The sequence below is a fragment of the Butyrivibrio sp. XBB1001 genome (assembly GCF_000424505.1).
Taxonomy (GTDB): Bacteria; Bacillota; Clostridia; order Lachnospirales; family Lachnospiraceae; genus Butyrivibrio.
In genome coordinates this window covers 118,079-138,127 of record NZ_AUKA01000007.1, presented here as the reverse complement: position 1 = coordinate 138,127, position 20,049 = coordinate 118,079, and the positions used below count along the sequence as shown (strand labels likewise).

The 20,049-nt window shown below is 38.9% G+C and carries 18 protein-coding genes; 2 read left to right on the top strand and 16 right to left on the bottom strand.

The annotated features are described in order from the left end of the window. Nucleotides 1-12: 12 nt before the first annotated feature. Genes G631_RS0108265 through G631_RS0108230 form a run of 8 tightly spaced genes read right to left on the bottom strand, consistent with a single transcriptional unit; the run spans nucleotide 13 to nucleotide 8,443 of the window. A complete protein-coding gene (locus G631_RS0108265; RefSeq protein WP_026489055.1) occupies nucleotides 13-1,767 on the bottom strand; it encodes an ABC transporter ATP-binding protein in 1,755 nt (584 codons plus the stop codon). A 27-nt stretch (nucleotides 1,768-1,794) separates the two neighbouring features. Next, nucleotides 1,795-2,883: a UDP-2,4-diacetamido-2,4,6-trideoxy-beta-L-altropyranose hydrolase gene (gene pseG / locus G631_RS0108260; RefSeq protein WP_026489054.1), complete on the bottom strand. Its 1,089-nt coding sequence runs from the start codon at nucleotides 2,881-2,883 to the stop codon at nucleotides 1,795-1,797. 26 nt (nucleotides 2,884-2,909) lie between these two features. Beyond that, nucleotides 2,910-3,941, bottom strand: a complete 1,032-nt coding sequence (locus G631_RS0108255) for a glycosyltransferase (protein ID WP_026489053.1) — start codon at nucleotides 3,939-3,941, stop codon at nucleotides 2,910-2,912. Continuing rightward, nucleotides 3,938-4,963, bottom strand: coding sequence for a UDP-2,4-diacetamido-2,4,6-trideoxy-beta-L-altropyranose hydrolase (pseG, locus tag G631_RS0108250; RefSeq protein ID WP_026489052.1), 1,026 nt, complete (start codon nucleotides 4,961-4,963; stop codon nucleotides 3,938-3,940). Before pseG (G631_RS0108250) ends, G631_RS0108255 begins: the two co-directional genes overlap by 4 nt. Next, a complete protein-coding gene (locus tag G631_RS18535; protein WP_051197031.1) occupies nucleotides 4,960-5,544 on the bottom strand; it encodes a formyltransferase family protein in 585 nt (194 codons plus the stop codon). Before G631_RS18535 ends, pseG (G631_RS0108250) begins: the two co-directional genes overlap by 4 nt. A gap of 18 nt (nucleotides 5,545-5,562) precedes the next feature. Beyond that, on the bottom strand, nucleotides 5,563-6,597 hold the full coding sequence (pseI, locus tag G631_RS0108240; RefSeq protein WP_026489051.1) for a pseudaminic acid synthase: 1,035 nt from the start codon (nucleotides 6,595-6,597) through the stop codon (nucleotides 5,563-5,565). Between the two features lie 2 nt (nucleotides 6,598-6,599). Then, the gene (gene pseF / locus G631_RS0108235; protein WP_026489050.1) at nucleotides 6,600-7,292 is read right to left on the bottom strand and encodes a pseudaminic acid cytidylyltransferase; all 693 of its coding nucleotides are present in this window, start codon (nucleotides 7,290-7,292) and stop codon (nucleotides 6,600-6,602) included. 14 nt (nucleotides 7,293-7,306) lie between these two features. Continuing rightward, entirely contained in the window at nucleotides 7,307-8,443 is a 1,137-nt protein-coding gene (locus G631_RS0108230) for a glycosyltransferase family 52 (protein ID WP_035789527.1), read from the bottom strand. 80 nt (nucleotides 8,444-8,523) lie between these two features. On the opposite strand from G631_RS0108230, the gene G631_RS18530 reads away from it, so the two are divergent. Together G631_RS18530 and G631_RS0108220 are read left to right on the top strand one after the other, a co-directional pair. After that, entirely contained in the window at nucleotides 8,524-9,669 is a 1,146-nt protein-coding gene (locus G631_RS18530) for an N-acetyl sugar amidotransferase (protein ID WP_081671288.1), read from the top strand. Further along, complete coding sequence (locus G631_RS0108220) at nucleotides 9,666-11,420, top strand: DUF6044 family protein (protein ID WP_026489048.1); 1,755 nt, start codon at nucleotides 9,666-9,668, stop codon at nucleotides 11,418-11,420. Before G631_RS18530 ends, G631_RS0108220 begins: the two co-directional genes overlap by 4 nt. A 143-nt stretch (nucleotides 11,421-11,563) precedes the next feature. Here G631_RS0108220 and G631_RS0108215 read toward each other — a convergent pair whose 3' ends face one another. From G631_RS0108215 to G631_RS0108180, 8 genes are read right to left on the bottom strand one after another with little or no spacing between them, the layout of a single operon-like run. Further along, entirely contained in the window at nucleotides 11,564-12,139 is a 576-nt protein-coding gene (locus G631_RS0108215; protein WP_026489047.1) for a chromate transporter, read from the bottom strand. After that, on the bottom strand, nucleotides 12,136-12,705 hold the full coding sequence (locus tag G631_RS0108210) for a chromate transporter (protein WP_330365684.1): 570 nt from the start codon (nucleotides 12,703-12,705) through the stop codon (nucleotides 12,136-12,138). The genes G631_RS0108215 and G631_RS0108210 overlap by 4 nt, the downstream gene beginning before the upstream one ends. A gap of 37 nt (nucleotides 12,706-12,742) precedes the next feature. Next, nucleotides 12,743-14,353 carry a hypothetical protein gene (locus G631_RS0108205; RefSeq protein ID WP_026489045.1) on the bottom strand — a complete coding sequence of 537 codons (1,611 nt, stop codon included), beginning with the start codon at nucleotides 14,351-14,353 and terminating at the stop codon, nucleotides 12,743-12,745. Nucleotides 14,354-14,364: 11 nt separating this feature from the next. Continuing rightward, on the bottom strand, nucleotides 14,365-15,372 hold the full coding sequence (locus G631_RS0108200; RefSeq protein ID WP_026489044.1) for a glycosyltransferase family 2 protein: 1,008 nt from the start codon (nucleotides 15,370-15,372) through the stop codon (nucleotides 14,365-14,367). After that, nucleotides 15,365-16,588, bottom strand: a complete 1,224-nt coding sequence (locus tag G631_RS0108195; RefSeq protein ID WP_026489043.1) for a hypothetical protein — start codon at nucleotides 16,586-16,588, stop codon at nucleotides 15,365-15,367. The genes G631_RS0108200 and G631_RS0108195 overlap by 8 nt, the downstream gene beginning before the upstream one ends. A gap of 5 nt (nucleotides 16,589-16,593) precedes the next feature. After that, nucleotides 16,594-17,805 (bottom strand): glycosyltransferase family 4 protein, encoded by a 1,212-nt coding sequence (locus tag G631_RS0108190; protein ID WP_242829081.1) that lies wholly within the window; start codon nucleotides 17,803-17,805, stop codon nucleotides 16,594-16,596. A 5-nt stretch (nucleotides 17,806-17,810) separates the two neighbouring features. Further along, nucleotides 17,811-19,100 (bottom strand): glycosyltransferase family 4 protein, encoded by a 1,290-nt coding sequence (locus G631_RS0108185; protein WP_026489041.1) that lies wholly within the window; start codon nucleotides 19,098-19,100, stop codon nucleotides 17,811-17,813. 2 nt (nucleotides 19,101-19,102) lie between these two features. After that, a complete protein-coding gene (locus G631_RS0108180) occupies nucleotides 19,103-20,041 on the bottom strand; it encodes a glycosyltransferase (protein ID WP_026489040.1) in 939 nt (312 codons plus the stop codon). Nucleotides 20,042-20,049 lie beyond the last annotated feature (8 nt).

Sequence of the window (20,049 nt, the reverse complement as noted above, 5' to 3'; positions counted from 1 at the left end):
ATCCTCCAACTATTACTGTCTTTCTATTTCAGCCTTGCCATCACCAACTCTGTATACCATGTCGCATTTTTCTATGGTCTGAAGCCTATGAGCAATAATGATCAAAGTTTTTTTACCATGGAGCCTATTAATAGAATCCATGATTGCTGCCTCAGTTTCATTATCGAGAGCTGATGTAGCCTCATCAAGAACAAGAACCTCGGGATCTTCAAAAAGAGCTCTTGCGATACCAATTCTCTGTCTCTGTCCGCCAGAAAGTCTGATTCCGCGCTCGCCTATCTGTGTATCAAGTCCCTCTGGAAGTCCCTTAACGAACTCATCAAGAGATGCCTCTTTAAGAGCCTGCCACACCTTGTCATCATCAATTTCATCATCCGCATAGCCAAAGGCCACATTCTTGCGTATTGTAGAATCCACCATGAAAATAGTCTGTGGTATATATCCAATATTCTTAAGCCAGCCCTTGTAATTGGACATGACATCTACGCCATCAGCATATATCTTGCCACATTCAGGCTTTAGTAGTCCGAGTAATACATCTACAATTGTGGTCTTTCCTGCACCTGATGTTCCAACGATTCCCACTGACTTTCCAACAGGAATCTTCATGGAAGCCTTGTCTAAAATATAGGATTCTGTATTAGGATATTTGTAGCAGATATCCACCATTTCAATGTCCTTGGTAACAGGAAGCTTTTCTACTTCTACTTTTTTCCTATAGTCATCGCTATTATATGATACTGATCTATCATTTATTTCCTGCTGTAGATTGTCAGTAACATTCATCATAAACGGCTCAAAGTAAGCAATTGAAGTCAGATAATTATTTATCCTGTTGGCACTTGGAATAAGCCTTGCTGCAGCTACTCCCATGAGAGTAAGCTGTGATACCAGGTCCTTAAGCGCTGTTCCTTGAGACATATCAAAAAGCATGTATCCCACCATGCCTGCAATTGCAATTGTCTCGATAAGAAGCCTTGGTGTGGAATTATAGAGATTATATTTTTGAACTGCGTACACATAACCTGCTCCGCAATCAGCATAGCCATTGATAAAATAGTTTTCTTTACCTGCTATCTTTATCTCTTTTATTCCTGTAACAGATTCATTTATCCACTTATATAGACCACTGTAATAGTCCTGATTGTCCTGTCCAGCCTTGACCATTACCGGTTTTATAACATATTTGATTATAAGAAGAACTGCCGTTAAAAGAACTGCTATTGTAATAGTCATCTTGGCATCCTGCCTGAGCAGAATAGCTGTAAGAAATACAAATACAATAACTTCGCTGGTAAGCTGAAGGCAGCTTAAAATAAGTGCGTACATATTGTTAACATCAGAGGTAATACTACGCTGTATAACGCTGGTATCAGCATTAAGGTAATATTCGTAAGGCCTCTGCATGAAGTTGATCATCATTCGCCTTGATGTTGCAAATTGATTGGTATAAGTAAACTTAAGCTGAACAACATTTATAAGGAACAAAACCACATTCTTGACCACAAAAACAAGGATAAGGCATACCATGATGACCTCAGCAAGCTGTATAGTGCTTTTTAGGTTAAGCCCATGATAAACAGCCGCCAGAATCTTGTTTTGTTCTACCTTCTCAGGGTTTATAACAATCTGCATGATAGGGGCAATAATTGCAATTCCTAAAGCTTCTAATATTCCGCCGATAAGCATCAGGAATACTATACCTACCATCTGAAGTTTCTGTCTTCTATCAAGAAGTATGTTTATTTTCTTAAAAATCTTACGCATAAAATAATAAAAATTCCTTCCAATGGATCAAACCAATAGCCCGACTATGGCATCCACTATTTTTTCTGTTCCTTTTCCATCTATGATACTTCTGGCTTTATCGCTCATTCTTTTTCTAAAACCAAGGTTATCCACAGCCGCAGTTCCCCAGGTAACAATCTTCTGAACCAGCCTATGATCCTTTCTGGCATCACCGGCATATTTAGCTGCTCCAAGCTTATCAAAACCAATGGCAAAATCAACCTGATTATCAGCCATGCTAAAAGCTACCGTTGGAACTCCAACCGCGCACAACTCATATAAAGTAGCTCCTCCAGCAGAAACAGCATAGTCGCAGCTACTCATAAGTTCAGGCATATTTGTAACCTGTTCATGGAGAGTTATCTCTTTATGCCTGTCAGAAAGAGCCTCTAGTTCTCTCCTGTAGTCCTCTTCGAAAAATGTTCCGACTATAACCTCACATTCAAGACCTGTCACATCAAGGACCTTTCTGCAAGGGCTGTCACCCTCGTAGATTTCAGTCAGTATGTTCTTTATAACAAGATTAGGATCTGTTCCGCCAGTAGACAAAAATACTCTTCTGGCCCTTGGTCTTACCTGATAATCTATCTTTGAAAACGCAGGTCGAATAGGCGCATACTGCTCTCCAAGAAGTTTTACCCTGGCGCTATAAATATCTTTTACCCCGGAGATATCATAATTAACAATTAAGTCCACAGGATAATCATTTTTGCCAAAATCGTCAATAAGCCCAAGTTTTATATTTCTTCCACTTCTTGCTATAAGCTCCTTTAAGCCTGCAAAGTATTCGCGCGTTGCATAGTAGGAATCAATCAGGAAAAAGTCCGGTGCTTCTTCTTTGAAAAATTCGGAAAAGATTTCGAATTCCTCCTCGGGTTTAGAATAATCTGTATGCAAAATCCTGGCATTGAAAACAGTATTATCCTGGTCAGAAAGAACTCTAAGAACGTGGGCGCTGTCGTCATCCGCCAGTATAAACTCCACATCCATTCCTCTTCTTATAAGTTCATCAGCAATAGTCATGCATCTTCTGATGTGCCCAGTAGCTATATCTTCATTTCCGTTGGCCTTGATCCAGATCTTCCTATTCTCCATCTTTCACCTCAAAACAAACAAAACTATTATTTACTAAGCAATCTTCTAAATTTCCTGTATGTCCAAAGAAGCTTATAATACGCATAAAATCTAAGTGGTGAATTGCATAGCATTTTGATCAGTTTCTTTTCCTCAGGATTAACCCTATCCTTATAATATCTATTTATCTCAAACTCAGGATAAGTATTCAAAAGCTCATTCATAAGCCCTTTAACAAATGACAGTTTTGTAGGTCTTACACAGGGCATGTAGGTAAATAGAGTATTTACGAAAAACAGTTGTATAAACATAAACTCTATTTCGTCTTTAAACTCTTCATAAAAACCAAGCCTTTTTGCTTCACTTAGGATAATTCTTCCTGCTTCCATTCTATCAAGACATTTTCTCTCAGAAAAGGAATGCACTGTAGAAGCATCGTGCTGATAATAATAGTACCACGGCTCAGATATATGCTCATAATGCTGAGCTGTCAACAAAAAAGAGTTGCTCATGGCATTATCTTCATAGAAAATATTTTCCGGAAAATGAATATCGTTCCTTTGCAGCGTATCTCTTTTGTATATTTTTGTAACCAGTCTACCCCCGTCAAGAATAAGATGCTTTTTCTTATCGTGATCCAAAATACCTGTCTGACTGGCGTCTCCATTTTTTTCAATAATATCAGACACTTCCATTGTGTGACTATCAACCATAGTAAGATCACATCCCACCATATCAGCGCCGGTTTCCTCTGCTCTACTGATCATCCTGTTGTACATATCCGGATGTATCCAGTCGTCAGCATCAATAAAGCCTATCCATTCCCCACGAGCGGCCTGCATTCCTATGTTTTTGGCTCCACCCTGATGCTTATTGATCTCACTGTGGATTACCCTTATTTTATCAGGATGCCTTTGTTCATATTCTTTTAAAATTTCAAGTGAATTATCTGTTGAGCAGTCATCTACTGTTATTATCTCATAATCGTTCAGCTTCTGTCCTAAAAGACTATTCAGACAGTAAGTTAGTTTTTCATCTCCTGCCATATTAAAAACAGGAACAATTATACTAAGCTTCATAGTTTATAATCTCTCACTATCTTCTCAACCAAGCGTTTTGCCCCCAAGCCATCAACAAGCTTTTTTAGACCAAGTGATGCCTCTTCTCTTTTTTCCTTACTACTATAAAAATAAATGTATCTCTCTAGAGCCTCTATTATGCTGCCATTTCTCATATCTCCAGCATATTTCATAAGTCTGTCTTTTTCAAACTGATACACATTATCGAGCTGATTGTCTGTAAAAGAATAGGTTATCGTCGGAGTTCCGCAAGCACTTAATTCATAAAGCGTAGTTCCTCCCGCTGAAATTGCAAGATCAGCTCCTTGCATTAACTCAAGCATGTTGTCGACAGATTTGTAAATCTTAACATGTTCATCCTCAGAATATGTTCTCTCAAGCTCATCGTAATCTGTATTATACTGTCCACATATTGCAATGATCTTAAAGTCAAAATCTGCACTTAAGCTTTGAACAAATGTCTTTAGAGCATGATTTTGGTCTCCTCCACCGGATAAAAGCAGGACTGATTCAATTTTTTCTTTTATTTCCTTAGGCTCTATCTTTTCGAATTCTTTCCTCAAAGGTACATAGTCGCATCCCAAATAGAAATTGACCTTTGAATCCACAAATCTTTTCGGATAATCAAACTTGTCATAGTAATTTGCGTAACAGACAACCCCTGACACAGGGTATTCAAAGCTACCAAGATCGTCTATATAAATAACATTTGTAATCTCTGATATTTTACTGAAATATTCATCAGATGCATAATAACTATCTACCACTAGAACTTTTATGTCATTATTTATTATGACCTCTTTTAGTTTATCTGATTCAGAATAAAGGTCATCCCACTTAGAATCAAGTATGATAGACCGATAGCCTCTCTCTTCAACCCTTGTCTTGCCGGTATCATCAGCAAGAATAAAGACCGGGGTGATGCCAAGATTTCTTGCTGCATCAGCTATGGAAAGGCATCTCATTATATGACCAGTAGCTACTACATCATTGGTATCAACTCTGAAATAAAGCTCTCTCATGCCTGTTCCCTCAAAAGATTTCTGAACTCCGCAATTGTGATGTCAAAGGATGGAATAAGCTCCTTTATCCTTGTTCCATCCTTAACAGAATGATAGCTCCCTTTGCCCTCAGGCATTTTCCGCATGGATGGCCACTTATCATAATATTCAAAAGCTTTTTTAAAGAGGTCTTTGGCTGCCTTATCCAAATTGTTATAAGTTGAAGCAAGCGTTTCTTCATCAGACAGATCAGATATCATCTCCTGAGCTATAATACTGCCTTTATCAAGTCCAGTATTTATGTAATGAAGAGTTGTACCTCTCGGCGTATTATCTACTATACTCCACATATTAGGATCTGCGCCTCTATTAAAGGGGAGAAAAGAATTGTGGATATTCACTACGTTTTCTTTTAGTGCCAAAATAATATTTTCTGGCAAAATATATCTATATGTATAGCTGACAGCCAGGTCAAAAACCTGTTCTTTTACAAATTCTTCTGTTAATTTTTCACTCCAGAGAACAGTTTCATGGCCAAGATTTCTAATATAGTCAAAAAGTTCAATAGCACAATCATTATTATATAAACACAGAATTTTCACGATAAAACTCCCATCTATTTAATCCTTATAATGTTCAAACTTGATTGGAGTACCTCTTGGTATATCGCATTTTGCCTTGGAGCCAATTACCGCCCCAAGATACTTAGGTTTTATTCCATAACCAGGTCTTATCACTCTAAGATCTCCTTCTTGTATCTCGTCTCCAGCCTTAATATCTCTTACAGCTATAATGCTTCTTCTAAAAATAGTTGACGCTTTTTCACCATCAGTAAGGTCATAATTAGGTCCTTGCGCTATCAGGCACGCATTGCGCACATCCCCCACCATCTTGGCAAAATCTTTGACTGGCATGCTGAATTTACTATCAGCACTTTCAACGCCTTCAAGCATAATGTGTTTTTCAACAACCACTGCTCCGAGTGTTACTCCAACGACAGCTCCGAGACTTCCCTCGCTGTGATCTGAAAGTCCCACCGGAAGGCCAAATCTCTTTTTCATGTCCTGAATATTTCCAAGGTGCATATCTACCCATGGTGCAGGATACTCACTGCAACACTTGAGTAATATAATCTTGTCATTACCTACACTATGGCATGCATCTATAGCATCCTGGATATCCTCAAGACTACCCATTCCAGTTGAAATTATCATGGGTTTTCCCTTGGAAGCGGCATACTTTATAAGTGGAATATCAACAAGTTCAAAGCTTGCTATCTTGTAGGCTTCTGCTCCAAGTTCCTCCAAAAAATCTACCCCGGCATTGTCAAAAGGGGTAGATAAAAAGTCAATGCCACATTTATCGCATTCTTCCTTTATACGCTTTTGCCACTCATAAGGAGTTCCAGCATCCTGATACAAGTCATATAACTTGTATCCATCCCAAAGGCCGCCCTTTACCTTAAAGTACTCATTGTCGCAATCTATTGTCAGGCTATCTGCAGTATAGGTCTGGATTTTGAGACAGTCAGCCCCTGCATCAGCCGCTTCATTGACTATCTTTAAGGCATTGTCCAGACTACCGCCATGATTAGCGCTCATCTCTGCAATAATATATACTTCTCCACTGTTTATCTTGTCATAAATCCTAAACATCCTTATTCTCCCTGATGCAAAACTGTATATTTTACTTCCGCAATCTTCCAGTCAGACATAGTATCAATATCCTGCACCTCTTCCTCAGGAATCTCGTATGGAATAGTATTAGGTACTATCAGCGAATGATACTGACAAAGAGCCTTTTTCTTAAGAATATAGAACTGACCACAATCATGATATATCTTCTCAAGATCCTGACTTCTTGCTCTCTCATACTCAGGATATTGATAACAGACTTTTTCATCTCTTATTACAAAAGCTCTCTGAGGGGGGAAGCCAAACTTAACCACAGAAACCAGAGCATCAGCCCCGCTTTCCTGCATCTTGTTCATAGCATCAGATAGTTTATCTCCTGTCACAAAAGGAGCTGTAGGATAAATACAGGCAAGAGTATCAAAATCTTTGCCAATCTTTTCATATTCGCTGATCACTTCTTCTAGAACATCCGCTGTAGTTGAAATGTCGTTACTGTTAGTTTCAGACCTCATGAATGGAACTGAAGCCCCATACTCTCTTGCAATATCCGCTATCTCCTGACTATCAGTTGATACCATTACTTCATCAAATGCTCCACTTTTAAGTGCTGCTTCTATGCTATAGGCAAGAATTGGCTTACCACAAAATTCTTTTATGTTCTTCTTGGGTATTCTTTTGCTGCCTCCGCGGGCAGTAATAATAGCTACGCTAGACATTTGTCCATCTCCTGTTATCTATCTAAAAGTTCTGTCTTTCTATGAATTGAAGGATCCTCATATTTATCAAGAAAGTCCAGGCCTAGATATACTATTTCCTTGGCATAATATGTGTTATCCATCTGAGTGATAACAGAAATCATCTTGTCAACTTCAAATCCCTTGATATCCCCCAAAACCTCCATAGGAAACCTGTCCTTGATAACTACGACATCAGGAAAGGCCTTTTCATAGTCAAGAAGGTCTCTTGGATGAGGTTTGATTATGATACGATGATCCTTCTCATACTCTTTTATGATATCACCAAATAGTTTTTCCCTTACATCAAGCTCACACAAAGGCTCTGTAAGTATCATGGCATTTGGCTTTTTGTTCTTATTATCAGATTCTGTTCCAAGGAGCTGTGCTAGCACTCTGTCGGGATTCTCCAAAAAAATATCAACAAGTATTTTATGATCTTCCTCCGTGAGTCTGCTATCAAGCTCTTTTCTTGGAATCTCAACTACATTATCCGGAACACTGTGATTAGCACTGATATCATTAACTTCATAGTCGAGACAATACTTACTATACCCACTTTCTATAAATATAAGACCAAGCTTAGCCATTGCCTTTTTCAAAGGCCAGGCTCCCTTATTGGCATTTCTGGCCTGATCATCAAGTCGTCCTGAATTAAGCCCGTCTTCCACTGCGTGATAATAGATTTTCTTGTAATTTAGATAGTATCCAATTGGATCTGAGTCGCAGAACACATAGACATCATCATACTTTGAAATATCTGTTGGTATGTAATCTTCCTGAAGCTTGCCAAGCATCTTAGTATATTTAATTCTCTGCAACAAATTAAGGATGATATTTCCCCTATCCTGATGATATTTCATCACTTCCTCTGAGGTAACATCTTCCTTTTCATCGAACATGTAAACATTATCAAAGACACCAGATCTTACAAGTCTCCCTTCAAGGCTCTCAAAATTGTTGGACATAGTGCTCAGTATTATATCGGCACTGCCCCCAATCTGTTGTCTTCCTACTAGTTCTTTTACAGTTGCTATATAAGCATGATAATACGTGTGGCAGATATACACTCGTCTGCCTGATTTAACCTTTTTCATGCCATTTATTATATAATCAATCCCTTGCCTTGTCATCCTCTACTTGCCTTACCTTATTTATAAGTAGTATAATTTCTTGGATTTATAAATTGTAAGTGTAAAAGGAGATTACGCACATGAAAATGCGTTATTGCAAACGTTGCCTGCAGCCAGACACTAGACCAGGCATTATTTTTGACGATGAGCAGGTTTGCTTTGCCTGCCGTTATGAAGAGTCTAAGGCAACTATAAATTGGGAAGCACGCCAGGCTGAACTTTTAGGTTTTGCCGAAGAAGCAAAGGCTGAAGCCAAAAAGCGTGGTAACACCTACGATTGTATCATCGGAGTTTCTGGTGGTAAGGACTCAACTTTCCAGGCTGTATATGCTAAAGAGAAGCTGGGACTTAATCCACTTCTTATCAATTGTATGCCAGATGAAATTACAGAAATTGGTCGCAAGAATATCGAGAACCTCAATAATCTTGGTTTTGATATTATTTCTATCAGACCAAACCCTATTGTAGCCAAGAAGCTTGCCAGAAAGTCTTTCTTTGAAAGAGGAAATATCATCGCTGCTTCTGAGTATTGTCTCTGGGCTTCAGCTTATATTATGGCTGTTAAATTCAACATTCCGCTCATTATCCAGGGTGAGAATGCCGCTCTTACGCTTGGAGCTGCCAAGAACCAGGAAGCTTCTGGAAATGCCTTTTCTGTAATGCAACTTGAAACTATTCGTGGTGCTAGTGTAGACAGCTTCGTAGACCTTTCAAACAATATCACTGAGAAAGATCTCTTCTTGTATAAAATACCTACTGTTGAAGAGATGCAGGCTAAGGGCATCAAAGCTATCTTCCTTCAGTACTATGTAAGAGAATGGTCTCAAGTAGGTAATGCAGACTTTGCAGTTGCCAGAGGCTTGTTAGGAAGAGATGGAGACCTTCACGACCATGGCCGCTATAGAAGATATGCAGCCCTTGACTGTGATCTTCAGATTCCTAACCAGATGATTAAATACCTTAAATTTGGCTTTGGTTTTGCCACAGACGAGATTTGTTATGATATCAGAGAAGGACGTTTCACAAGAGAAGATGGCAAATGGTATGTAAACGAATACGATGGCAAATGCGGAGAACAGTACATCCAGAAGACTTGCGATTATCTTGGAATAACCAAAGAAGAATTCTGGGAAGTTGTAGATAAGTACGTAAACAGAGATCTTTTTGAAAAGAAAGATGGTAAGTGGGTACCTAAGTTTACTGTAGGAGAAGATTACGAATCATGATAAAGACAAATACTATAAAAAAGTATTGGTATCTATATCTGACAGGAGCACTGCTGGCATTACAGGCCGCAGTGTTTCTTGTGTTTAGAGGAGAAAGCTATTTCCAGATCCATGACAACTTAGATTTGTTCATGGCACACTACGAAATGCTTAAAAAGGCTGGCCTGTGGTTTTCTCAAGGACAAAATGCTCCTATCCTTCACGGAGTACCAAGAGATTTATTTGGAAGTGAGTTTCTGATATACAATCTCTTTTATATCCTGCTTCCAGGAGTCTGGGCTTATCTTGCAGGCTACGCCGCAAAAATAGCTGTTGGTATTATTTCCTTCAGACTCCTTGCCAAGGATGTGTACAAAGACAGATATGACCAGTACAAACCAATAATTGTAGTTATATCAGTTGCCTTTGGACTTATACCTGTTTTCCCAACTTATGGTATTGCCTTTACTTCAGTCCCGCTTATAGTACTCCTACTTAGGAAGCTTTATTTTGCAGACAGTTTTAAGAAAAGGCTTCCTTTCTACATCGGAGTGTTTTTATATCCATTGTTATCCTACTTCTCCTACCATGGTTTCTTTATACTATCATATATGGTAGTGGCCGTTATTATTCTTTGGATAAAAGACAAACGTTTTCCAAAGAGCACCTTTGCTTCAATAGTAATACTCTCTCTTGGTTATATTTTGTTTGAATACAGACTCTTTAAAGAGATGCTTCTGTCAGACACTGTAACTATAAGAACCACAATGGAACATGGTGAGATTAGTTTTGGTCAAGCTATGGCCACAGCTTTTAATGAGTTTGTTAACGCATCTTTCCATTCAGAGGATTCTCATACATATGTGATTCTGGGTGTTGTTTTAATAGCGGTGGTTATTATTAACATCGGATACATTAAGAGAAAAGAATCAAAGCTTATCCTCAAGGACTCCATTAACCTGGTGCTTCTCTGGATGATATTCAATGTTCTGATCTTTGGTCTGTATCAGTATGCGCCATTCAGACATTTGTTTGAAACACTGGTTCCGCCTCTTACAGGATTTGAGTTTGCAAGAACAGCTTACTTCAATACATTTTTATGGTATGCAGAGCTTTTACTTGTCTGTGTCAGAATGTATGATCATGCTGGCAAAAACCTAAAGCCGCTTGCAAATGTTATCGTAACCCTTGCTATCTTAGTAGTCATGTTTGTACCTCAGGTATATAACGATTTCTATTACACCTGTTATAATCAGGCTTTCAAGATTATCAAACACCGGGATACAACTTACGTTAACTATAATGAATTCTATTCAACCAAACTTTTTGATAAAATAATAGACGATATCGATTACAACGGAGAATGGTCTGTTGCTTATGGAATGCATCCCGCTGTTCTAAATTACAACGGTATTGCTTCTGTAGATGGTTATCTGGGAATGTATTCTCAGGAATACAAGGAGAAGTGGACAAGTATCATTGAGCCAGCTCTGGAAGGATCGCCTTCACTTAAGTCCTACTTTGAAGGATGGGGCGCACGAGTAAGCCTTTATTCTGGTTCTGATGAGAATACTTATGCACCGCTTCGTAATCTTGAAGTAACTGACAAACGACTTGTTGTAAATATAGACGGATTAAAGAGTCTTGATTGTAAGTACATCTTCTCAAGGATAGAGCTTTCCAACGCTTCTGAGCTTGGGCTGTCCCTGATCGGAACATACACTGATGAGTCCAGTCCCTATACTATCTACGTATATGACACAGGAATCTGATTGCCTGAACGCCTTCGGTCTGCTGCTGAAACTTGCAGGACTGTAAGTAATACTACAAACGAAAATGCCATAGTCCGTGATGCGGGCTATGGCATTTTCTTATTAGATATATTTTTGTCCCGTCCTGCTTTAGACAACACTTCTCATACTCCGTAAGCAATAATTCCTGCAATTGCTGATAGGCCAATAAGTGTAATGGCAGAAATACCTTTCTTTACAACTTTCCTTGATCCGAAGTACACAATTACAAATATAAAGCACAATAGTATAGCCCTAGTATCACCATTTAATGATAAGCTCTCCGCTGTGCCTGATATAACCGTGCTCTGAAGGATCATATTAACTCCCATAGCCAGGATGATTCCCATAATGCAAGGCTTTAATCCGTTTAAAACCGCCTGAACGTAAGGGTTATCCATTAAGTTTTTCATAACAGCCAGTATCAAAACGATAATGATAAAGGCAGGAAGAACAACTGTAAAAGTTGCTATCACCGCTCCAGGCAAGCCTGCCATGGTACTTCCTATATAAGTTGCCATATTGACCATAAGAGGCCCTGGGGTACTCTCACTGACTGCTATCATGTAAGAGAGCTTTTCATCATCTATCCAACCATAATAAAGTACCACATCCCTGATAAGTGGTATCGCTGCATAGGCTCCACCAAAAGAAAAAAGGCCTACCTTTAAAAATCCAAGAAAAAGGTCAATGTAAATCATCTGGCACAATCTCCCTTCTTTTTAATTTTCGCAAGGGCATATACTAAAAGCCCGCACGCACCCGCAATAAGCATTAGTGTTATGGATGAAATCTTGACTGCAAAAAGGTTAACGGCCATCATTATAATAAAGGCTGTAATAAGAACCACAAGCTGAAAGGTTTTTTTTGGCATTTTTTTGATCAGCTTAAGTGCTGCATCCACTATCAATACTCCAACAGCAATCTTTATTCCTTTAAAAGCGCTGGCTATCCAAGTAATTTCCAGAAAGCTGTCAAGAAACAATGATATAAGATAGATAATGACAAAGGATGGCAGTACAACTCCGATAGTAGCCGCAATTGCACCTTTTATCCCGCTCTTTTTATACCCCACGAAGGTTGCACAGTTTATAGCAACAGGGCCTGGTGTTGATTCAGCTATCACTGTAATATCCATCATCTCTTCGTCAGTTATCCACTTTTCCCTCTCAACACAAGCATCCTGAATGAGGGATATCATGGCATATCCACCGCCAAAAGTAAAAATACCAATTTTAAAAAAGGTAAAAAACAAATCAATAAGCAAAACTATTCTTCCTCACAATATCTTTTTCCACAAAAGGTCAATATATCTCATAAGTTTTCCACATATCCTCAGAAAATAACTGACTAATGTTTGTAAGCTCTACGCTGTCCATAAGATTGTTAATCGCTTCTTCCTGATAATCATCATCTGCTACATATAAAGTGATCCTTGTTGCATCTACAATCTCTGGTTCAGTCAGTTTGTCAAGATTTTCCTCATCCATATAGAACACTTTCCTGTACTCTAGAAGTTCATCAGTAAGCCTCCATACATTATGCGGAGTAGCAGGATTAAACATAACTACCGCAACGCCTTCACTATTTTGAGTAGCGTATTCTATTTTTTCTGTGTCTTCCCTATATAGGAACAGTACTCTATCGTTGATATTTATTCCTTTGATCAATAAGAAAACCACCGCAACAAAAACAATTGTTATTGTATAACTCCTGATTTTTCTGATGTTTTTAGTGTCTGTCTTTAAATTAAAAACAAGGTTAAAAGATGCAAACACTATCATTATGATCAATCCATAGGCTGGCATCTCATATCTGTTCGAAGCACTTCCAACCAAAAGAGCTGCTTTAGCTGTAAGAAGAAAATATCCTATTGTCCCAAGGGTAAGAATGATATATTCCGGCCCGAAAGAATCTTTTTGGCTGATCTGTCTGCTTCCATCACTTTTCTGTATCACTTTTTTAGAAATATAAGACGCAATAACCATCATCAGTAACAAGATCACTATCAGGTAAAAGTATCCACCAAAAACAAAGTCATTGAGAAGATCTGCAAAGAAAGATAGTCTCATAAATGTGTTTCCCAGATCAAAGATACTTCCTGCCGCTTCACTTCCTCTATAGCCTCCAAAGAGGTGACGCACGCTTGCCGGATAACTAATTACCGCCAGCAAAAGAGAAACAGCGCAGGAAGAGACATATAGTATTCCTCTTTTTAGATTCTTTTTCCAAAATACAACATAAGCGCTATAGGAAACGCCTATAGCCACAAAGAAAAACAGGTAAAAATACTGTGTCAGAAATCCGAAATATGAAACAATCATTATTGGAAGCATATGTCCAATAAAGAATTTTCTCTCTGAAATCTCTTTTTCTTCCTCCTGCACCATTCTCACATGAAGATAAGCACACAGAGCAACAAAAAGTGATAACCAGGCATACATCCTGATCAGCATATTACAGGATATAGTCTGCGGATTTACTCCATAAAACAAAAGAGCTGCAGCTTGCATCCCAGCTGAAACCCTAAGTCTTTCAAGGATCAGATATAAAATCCAGAAGCAAAGGGCAAAAGCCAAAAGATTTGTTATGATTCCGGTCCATTTTGTAAAAACACCAGGAACAATAGAACAAGCCGTATGAAATATATAGTAGTAAAAAGGTGGATGAACATCCCATGACTGAACCAGCCGTACCAGCCCAAACCTGAATCCCTCACCTGGTTTTACAACAAATTCATCGAGAATAGTCTGCCTATCCTGCCACTGTCTATCTGGCTGGTAAAGCCCCATTGTTCTATTAGAAGAAAAATAGGTATAATACTCATCTTCGTGAAATCCGGCCTTTTGAAAGCCAAAGTAAACATTTACTATTATGGAAAACACGAAAATCAATATTATACCTATTCGTTTCATTTATAATCCCTCTATAAGCCGCGAATTCTGGCGTGAAGCATTCTGATTCCCCTTGGGTTTACTGCAAGGATCATAAGATATGCCTTCTGCTTGCCAGTAAGATAATCATTTGCAAATATCTCCCCTAGATTTCCTCTGATAAATCTGACAACAGCTCTGTAAAAAGAATTGTCTTTTGTCATTTTGGAAATCGGTATATGAAGAAGGTAGTCCAGTCTCTGGACAAATCCAAACCTAAGTGCTATATCAGTAAGCTCAGGATGATTTCTTTTTACCAGTTCAAGTACAACATCGCTATTTCTTACTATATCTGTAAATACTGATGGGAAATAATCCTTATCCTCAGCCTTTTTGCGAGAATTACTGCCTGTTCTATAAAACACATGATAATACTGCTGCGGAAGAATCACGACTTTATTAACCTTCTCCAGCATATGGATCATCAGATAAAAGTCTTCGTTAAGCTCTCCCTCAGGAAAAAGCATATCTTTTCCGAAGAATTCTCTTTTTACAAGTTTGGTGCAAAAAGATGCATCTCCTATATGCATGAGCAGCGTCCTAAGATGCTCAGATGGAGTAATCGTGGTAATCTCAGAAGGAGGGATAACAACATCTGGAAGAAGACTTCCATCTTCTGCAATCTCATTTCTTGAAATCTGCACCATATCTGCATCATATTCAAGACTTGCCTTCATCAGAGTGCTGTACATGTGCTCATCAACAAAGTCATCGCTATCCACGAACCCAATATAATCACCTGTTGCTCTGCTGATGCCAAGATTTCTGGCACTACTGGATCCACCGTTTTTCTTGTGAAATACCTTTACGTTTCCATAGCGCCCAGCCAGATCATCAGCCACTTTTCCAGTTTCATCAGTTGAGCCATCATCTACAACAATAATTTCAAAAAGATCTGCCGGATAATCCTGCGCAACTAGAGACTCCACGCACTTGGGCAAAAGGTCTTCTATGTTATAAGCCGGCACTATTACTGAAATCTTGTCCTTAAAATCAGGCATCTGCTTCCTCCGCAATCTGCATCTGCTGATACAGGTCATAGCCAACTGTAAGAATAATAACAAGCATAGCTACCGTCAATGGCCATAACATTGTAACTGTAGATCCAAATAAATATCTTGTATATGTGATCATGGATATAACCTGCAAAAATGCACAGATTGGAAGCCTCTTATAGCTATAAAGTGCATAAACAACAGCCAGCATTTCTGGCATATAGCCATATCTCTCATGCATTACAGGCAAGCAGAAGCAGCAAAGTTCTGCAGTAAAAATAACAAGTGTGATTATAAATTTATCCGTGATCTTAAACTTCTTGTGATAAATATATGAAGCCAACATTCCAAAAATAATAACTGTGGCCAATACTCCAGCCCTTATTACAAGCTGTCTTGTACCTTTCTTAAGATCTGAAGTGATAATAGTGTAAATGCTAGGGTAATTCATAGTAAGTCTTGAGAACATAGAAACCTGATTGCCATATATTCCAAGAAGATCTCCCCAGCTTCTGCCAGCAATAGCCGCAGGAATCATCGCAAGTACGTGAAAAACTGGTATAGCAAGGATATATCTGATCTTTATCCTATTCTTTAGCCACATGATTATTATGAAAGGCATAAAGAAGATTGCCTGCTGCTTGAAACTGTATGAAATAGCAAGGTACATAAATGCCCTGAAATCATTGCCTCTTATTATATGCAAAAGAGAAAGCAATATAAATGCAGTATAAATAGAGTCATTCTGAGCCCAGGCAGCACTATTTAATACGACTGTAGGCAGGAAAAGAACTCCATAATAAGAAAGCATTGTCTTTTGTATATTTCCGCCTGTTACCTGGAAAGTAATGCGGGCCAGATTCACTGCACATACAAAGTCAAATAATACTGACAGGCTCTTTACCAGATACATATCCTCAACGTTTCTGCCAATGTAATGAAGTATCACTATCAAATACTGAAACATACAGTTATAGTCAAATGTACTGGCAGCTGTCACGCCGGGCTGAATTCCGAGATAAGCAAATCCTCCAGCCTCGTGGCACTCTCTCATCCAGTCGGCAAAGGCTGTTACATAATCGCCAGACTTAATATCATACAAAGAGAAGCGAAAAAGAAGCCCCATAGCTGTAAGCACCATGGCGCACAGTATATCAAAGCACTTTAGCTTCACCTTTCCAAACTTAAATTCCACTTCAAAAATCTTGTCAATCATTCTCATAAAGCTTATTCCAATCTATTCTTTTCCTGCAGAGTTCTGAAAAATCCAGGAGGTGTCAATATGGGTGCTATACTCATAGGTCCCTCAGGGCTTGGCTGCGGCTCTTTCCCATCAAGGTACTCTCTAGCAAACCTTACAAACTCTCTAGCTCCGTTTTCTGCATTCCATCTTGAGCAAATAGTATCTTTTGCCCTATTACCAAACTCTCGAATTTTATCTCTATTTTCAAATAAATACAATACCTTGTCAAAAAAGCGCTCAAAACTGCCATTGTTGTAGGTTAGTCCATTTATCTCATCCATAATAAGAAATGGCACTGCACCTGCCTCAAAGGAAGCTACCACAGCACAGCCGCTCTGCATTGCTTCATTAACTACCGCTCCCCAGCCTTCAAGGTAATTGCTTGTAAAAAGAAAAATATCTGCCTTTTCCATATATGCAGACACTTCAGCCGGCTTCATAGCTCCTCTTAAAGTGACAATATCACCCAGCCCATACCTGTCAATAAGGCTAATAAGCTCTTCTCTCTTATCTCCATCTCCAATTATATCCATGTGGAAAGAGTAATTTTTGTCCCTTAGCCTTCTTGCTGCCTCTATTGCAAATTCCGGGTGCTTTAGATCTATCAGTCTTCCAGCCCAGCAGATATTTATAGTGTCTAATGGCCCTATTTTCTCAGATTTGGTAAAAGAGCTCTCTGCCTGCCTTTGCGGAAAGTAGCCCCACTTATACTTTTTCCCAGGATAGCTGTTTATCAGCTCAAAGTCAGAAGCCACATAAGCTCCTGCACACAAGAGATATACCGGTTTTTTCCTGTATTTTATGTGCTCCTGATACTTGCGCATAAGCCCCTTGGGACTTATAAATTTCCATTGCCCTTCCCTATAGATACGCTCGCTTAATCTAAAGGTAAGCTTACCGGAAGAAAGCCTTGTCTTTTCAATATCAGCAATTACCCCATCAGACCATCCCAAAATTGTAACATCACTATCAAGAATCAATCCTCTGGCCTTTTCTTCTTCCTCATAGAACAGTGTTACAAAAGGGTAATCTTTTGTATCAACTCCCCAGCCCATTTCCAGCCTCTTCTGCTCCATAGGGCTTGTCTGGACAAAATGAAATTCCACATTTTCCATGTCGTTCATAGCAACGCAAAAAGGAAGCTGATGATGATTTATGTAGTTAGAGACAAAAGTAACAACTATCTGTCTTTCCACTGTTTTCATCCTTTATGATCAACTATTTCTCTATATATTTGCATGAGCTTCTGATAATTAGCGTCAGGATCATGGGTAATAAGCGCATGCTTTCTGGCATTATCTCCGTAAACTGCAGAAATCACAGGTTCATCCCACATCTGAATTATGGCATCAGCAAGCTGATCGCTATTTCCGCCTTCAAAGAAGGTACATTCCTTGTTGTTCTGTATCATGCTGGGAATACCACCAACTCTTGCAGCCACAATTGGCATTCCAAGGAGCATTGCTTCCGCCAGTGAATTGGGGGAATTTTCAAGAATAGATGGACATACAAAAATACTACTCTGCAGCATCTTTTCCTTCATTTCCTGCTCGCCAAGCATTCCCACCATAGTTACCTTCTTTTTGAGTTTTCCTGATGATATAAGGCCTCTTAAATACTTGCCATAGGCACTAGCCCTCAGAAAATAAGGATATTTACTCTGTCCCTTGCCTATGATATTATTGCCGGCCACATACAAATGCGCATCAGGATACTTTTCCAAAATCTTAGGCATAGCCTCCAACATAAAATGAAAGCCCTTGAGAGGATAATCTCCCTGAGACAAAAGGATGCTATGTGGAATTGCATCCTTCTCCTGCCACTTGCCTTCATAAAAAGCAGGCCTCATTGTCTCATTCATGGCGAAATATCTGGCGTTCGGATTTATTGCACTAGTCTCTTTCCTGTCAAACTCAGTTCTGCCTGTGATATTTCCAGCCAGAAGAATTGTCTCCTTTTCCCTCTCGCCTCTTATTCTGTACTTTTCCTGCTGCTGCAAAAGAGAATCCTCTTTGAGCCTGTCTCTGAATGTAGCCGATCTCTGAACTGATTCAGGAAGTCTGGCCATATATTCATCAGCAATTCTTCCGCATAATCCCTGTATCCCCAAAAGTACTTTCTTGGGATCATCAAAAGATTTAAGCATTGCAAGAGCATGTGGAAACTCAGTTCCAAAGATATGCACTATATCCGGCTTAAAATCTTCCAGAATCTGGGCAAATCGATTTTCCAAAGCTTCATCATAGTTCTCTGGGTGATTTAAATCCTCTTCAAAGCCGTAGTAAGTAACCCCATCTATAACTTCACTAGATGAGGCAATCTCTCCACAAGCAGGAAAACATACACCAAGCAAAACATCTCTCTCTGATTCTCCTGCCTTAGTTATTCTGTTAAAGCAGCCAGACAACCAGCCTTCTCTTACGGAATAATTAAGATCATGAGCTCTGGCATAAGCTGGAAGCATAATATTACATAACCAAAGAACCTTCAATATCAATCCTCCCTGCCACCCTTTGCCTTATATACTGCTGTTTTGATGGCATTATATAAACCAGCTGTTATTCTATTATTTGCTAGAAATGTTCTAAATCCAGACAAAGTAACAACCCTAAGGAAATCATACTTCCGTATCTGAGCTCTGGTTAGATAATGTTTGATTATCTCACTTCGCTCCTCTTCAGAAAGCTTCTTATTCTGATCTGAGAACCCTCCGCCCTCATAGCTTGAAATAACAGTCTTTATATAATGAGTTTCTGCCTTATCCTTGTAGTAGCACCTAAGGAACTGCTCATAATCAGCCCTTACCTTATATTTCAGATCAAATGGATTATTGTAGATCAGTCTCTCATCATAAAAACAAGCTTGATGCGAAGGCACATTTCTATAACATGCGTAATCATTTATTGTAGGATTTGAGGCCACAATATGCCCTGTCTGAGCATCAAATATATCGCCATAATAGATTGCAGGAAGCGTAGTACCATTCCTGTGAATTCTCTTTTCAATCTCATCATGCACAGTTCTTAAGACATTCTCATCATAGAACCTGTCGCCACAGTTCAGAAAAAAGACATATGAAGGTTCCTCGCCAGCTTTTAAAAGCTTGACCTCCTGAGGATCATCAAGTTCCTCTCTTATAGCTCTCTTTTCCTTGATCTTGCCTTCAAGAAAAGCCGTAGCAATATTCATACCGTGGTAAATGCCATTATCACAGCTCTCCAAAAGAGTTATGACTTTGCCTTCATCTTCGCCGGCAATTCCAATATCATATGCTATTTTTAATTTATCAATGGATCCATCAGTTGACATTCCGTCCTTTATCAGAATCCTATAGTCAGTAAAGTTCTGCTTTTCTACACTTCTAATAGTTTCAAATAGCTTCTCGCCGGGATTATATGACACTATGATAATTGTAAAAAATGGTTTCTTCATATCTTTAT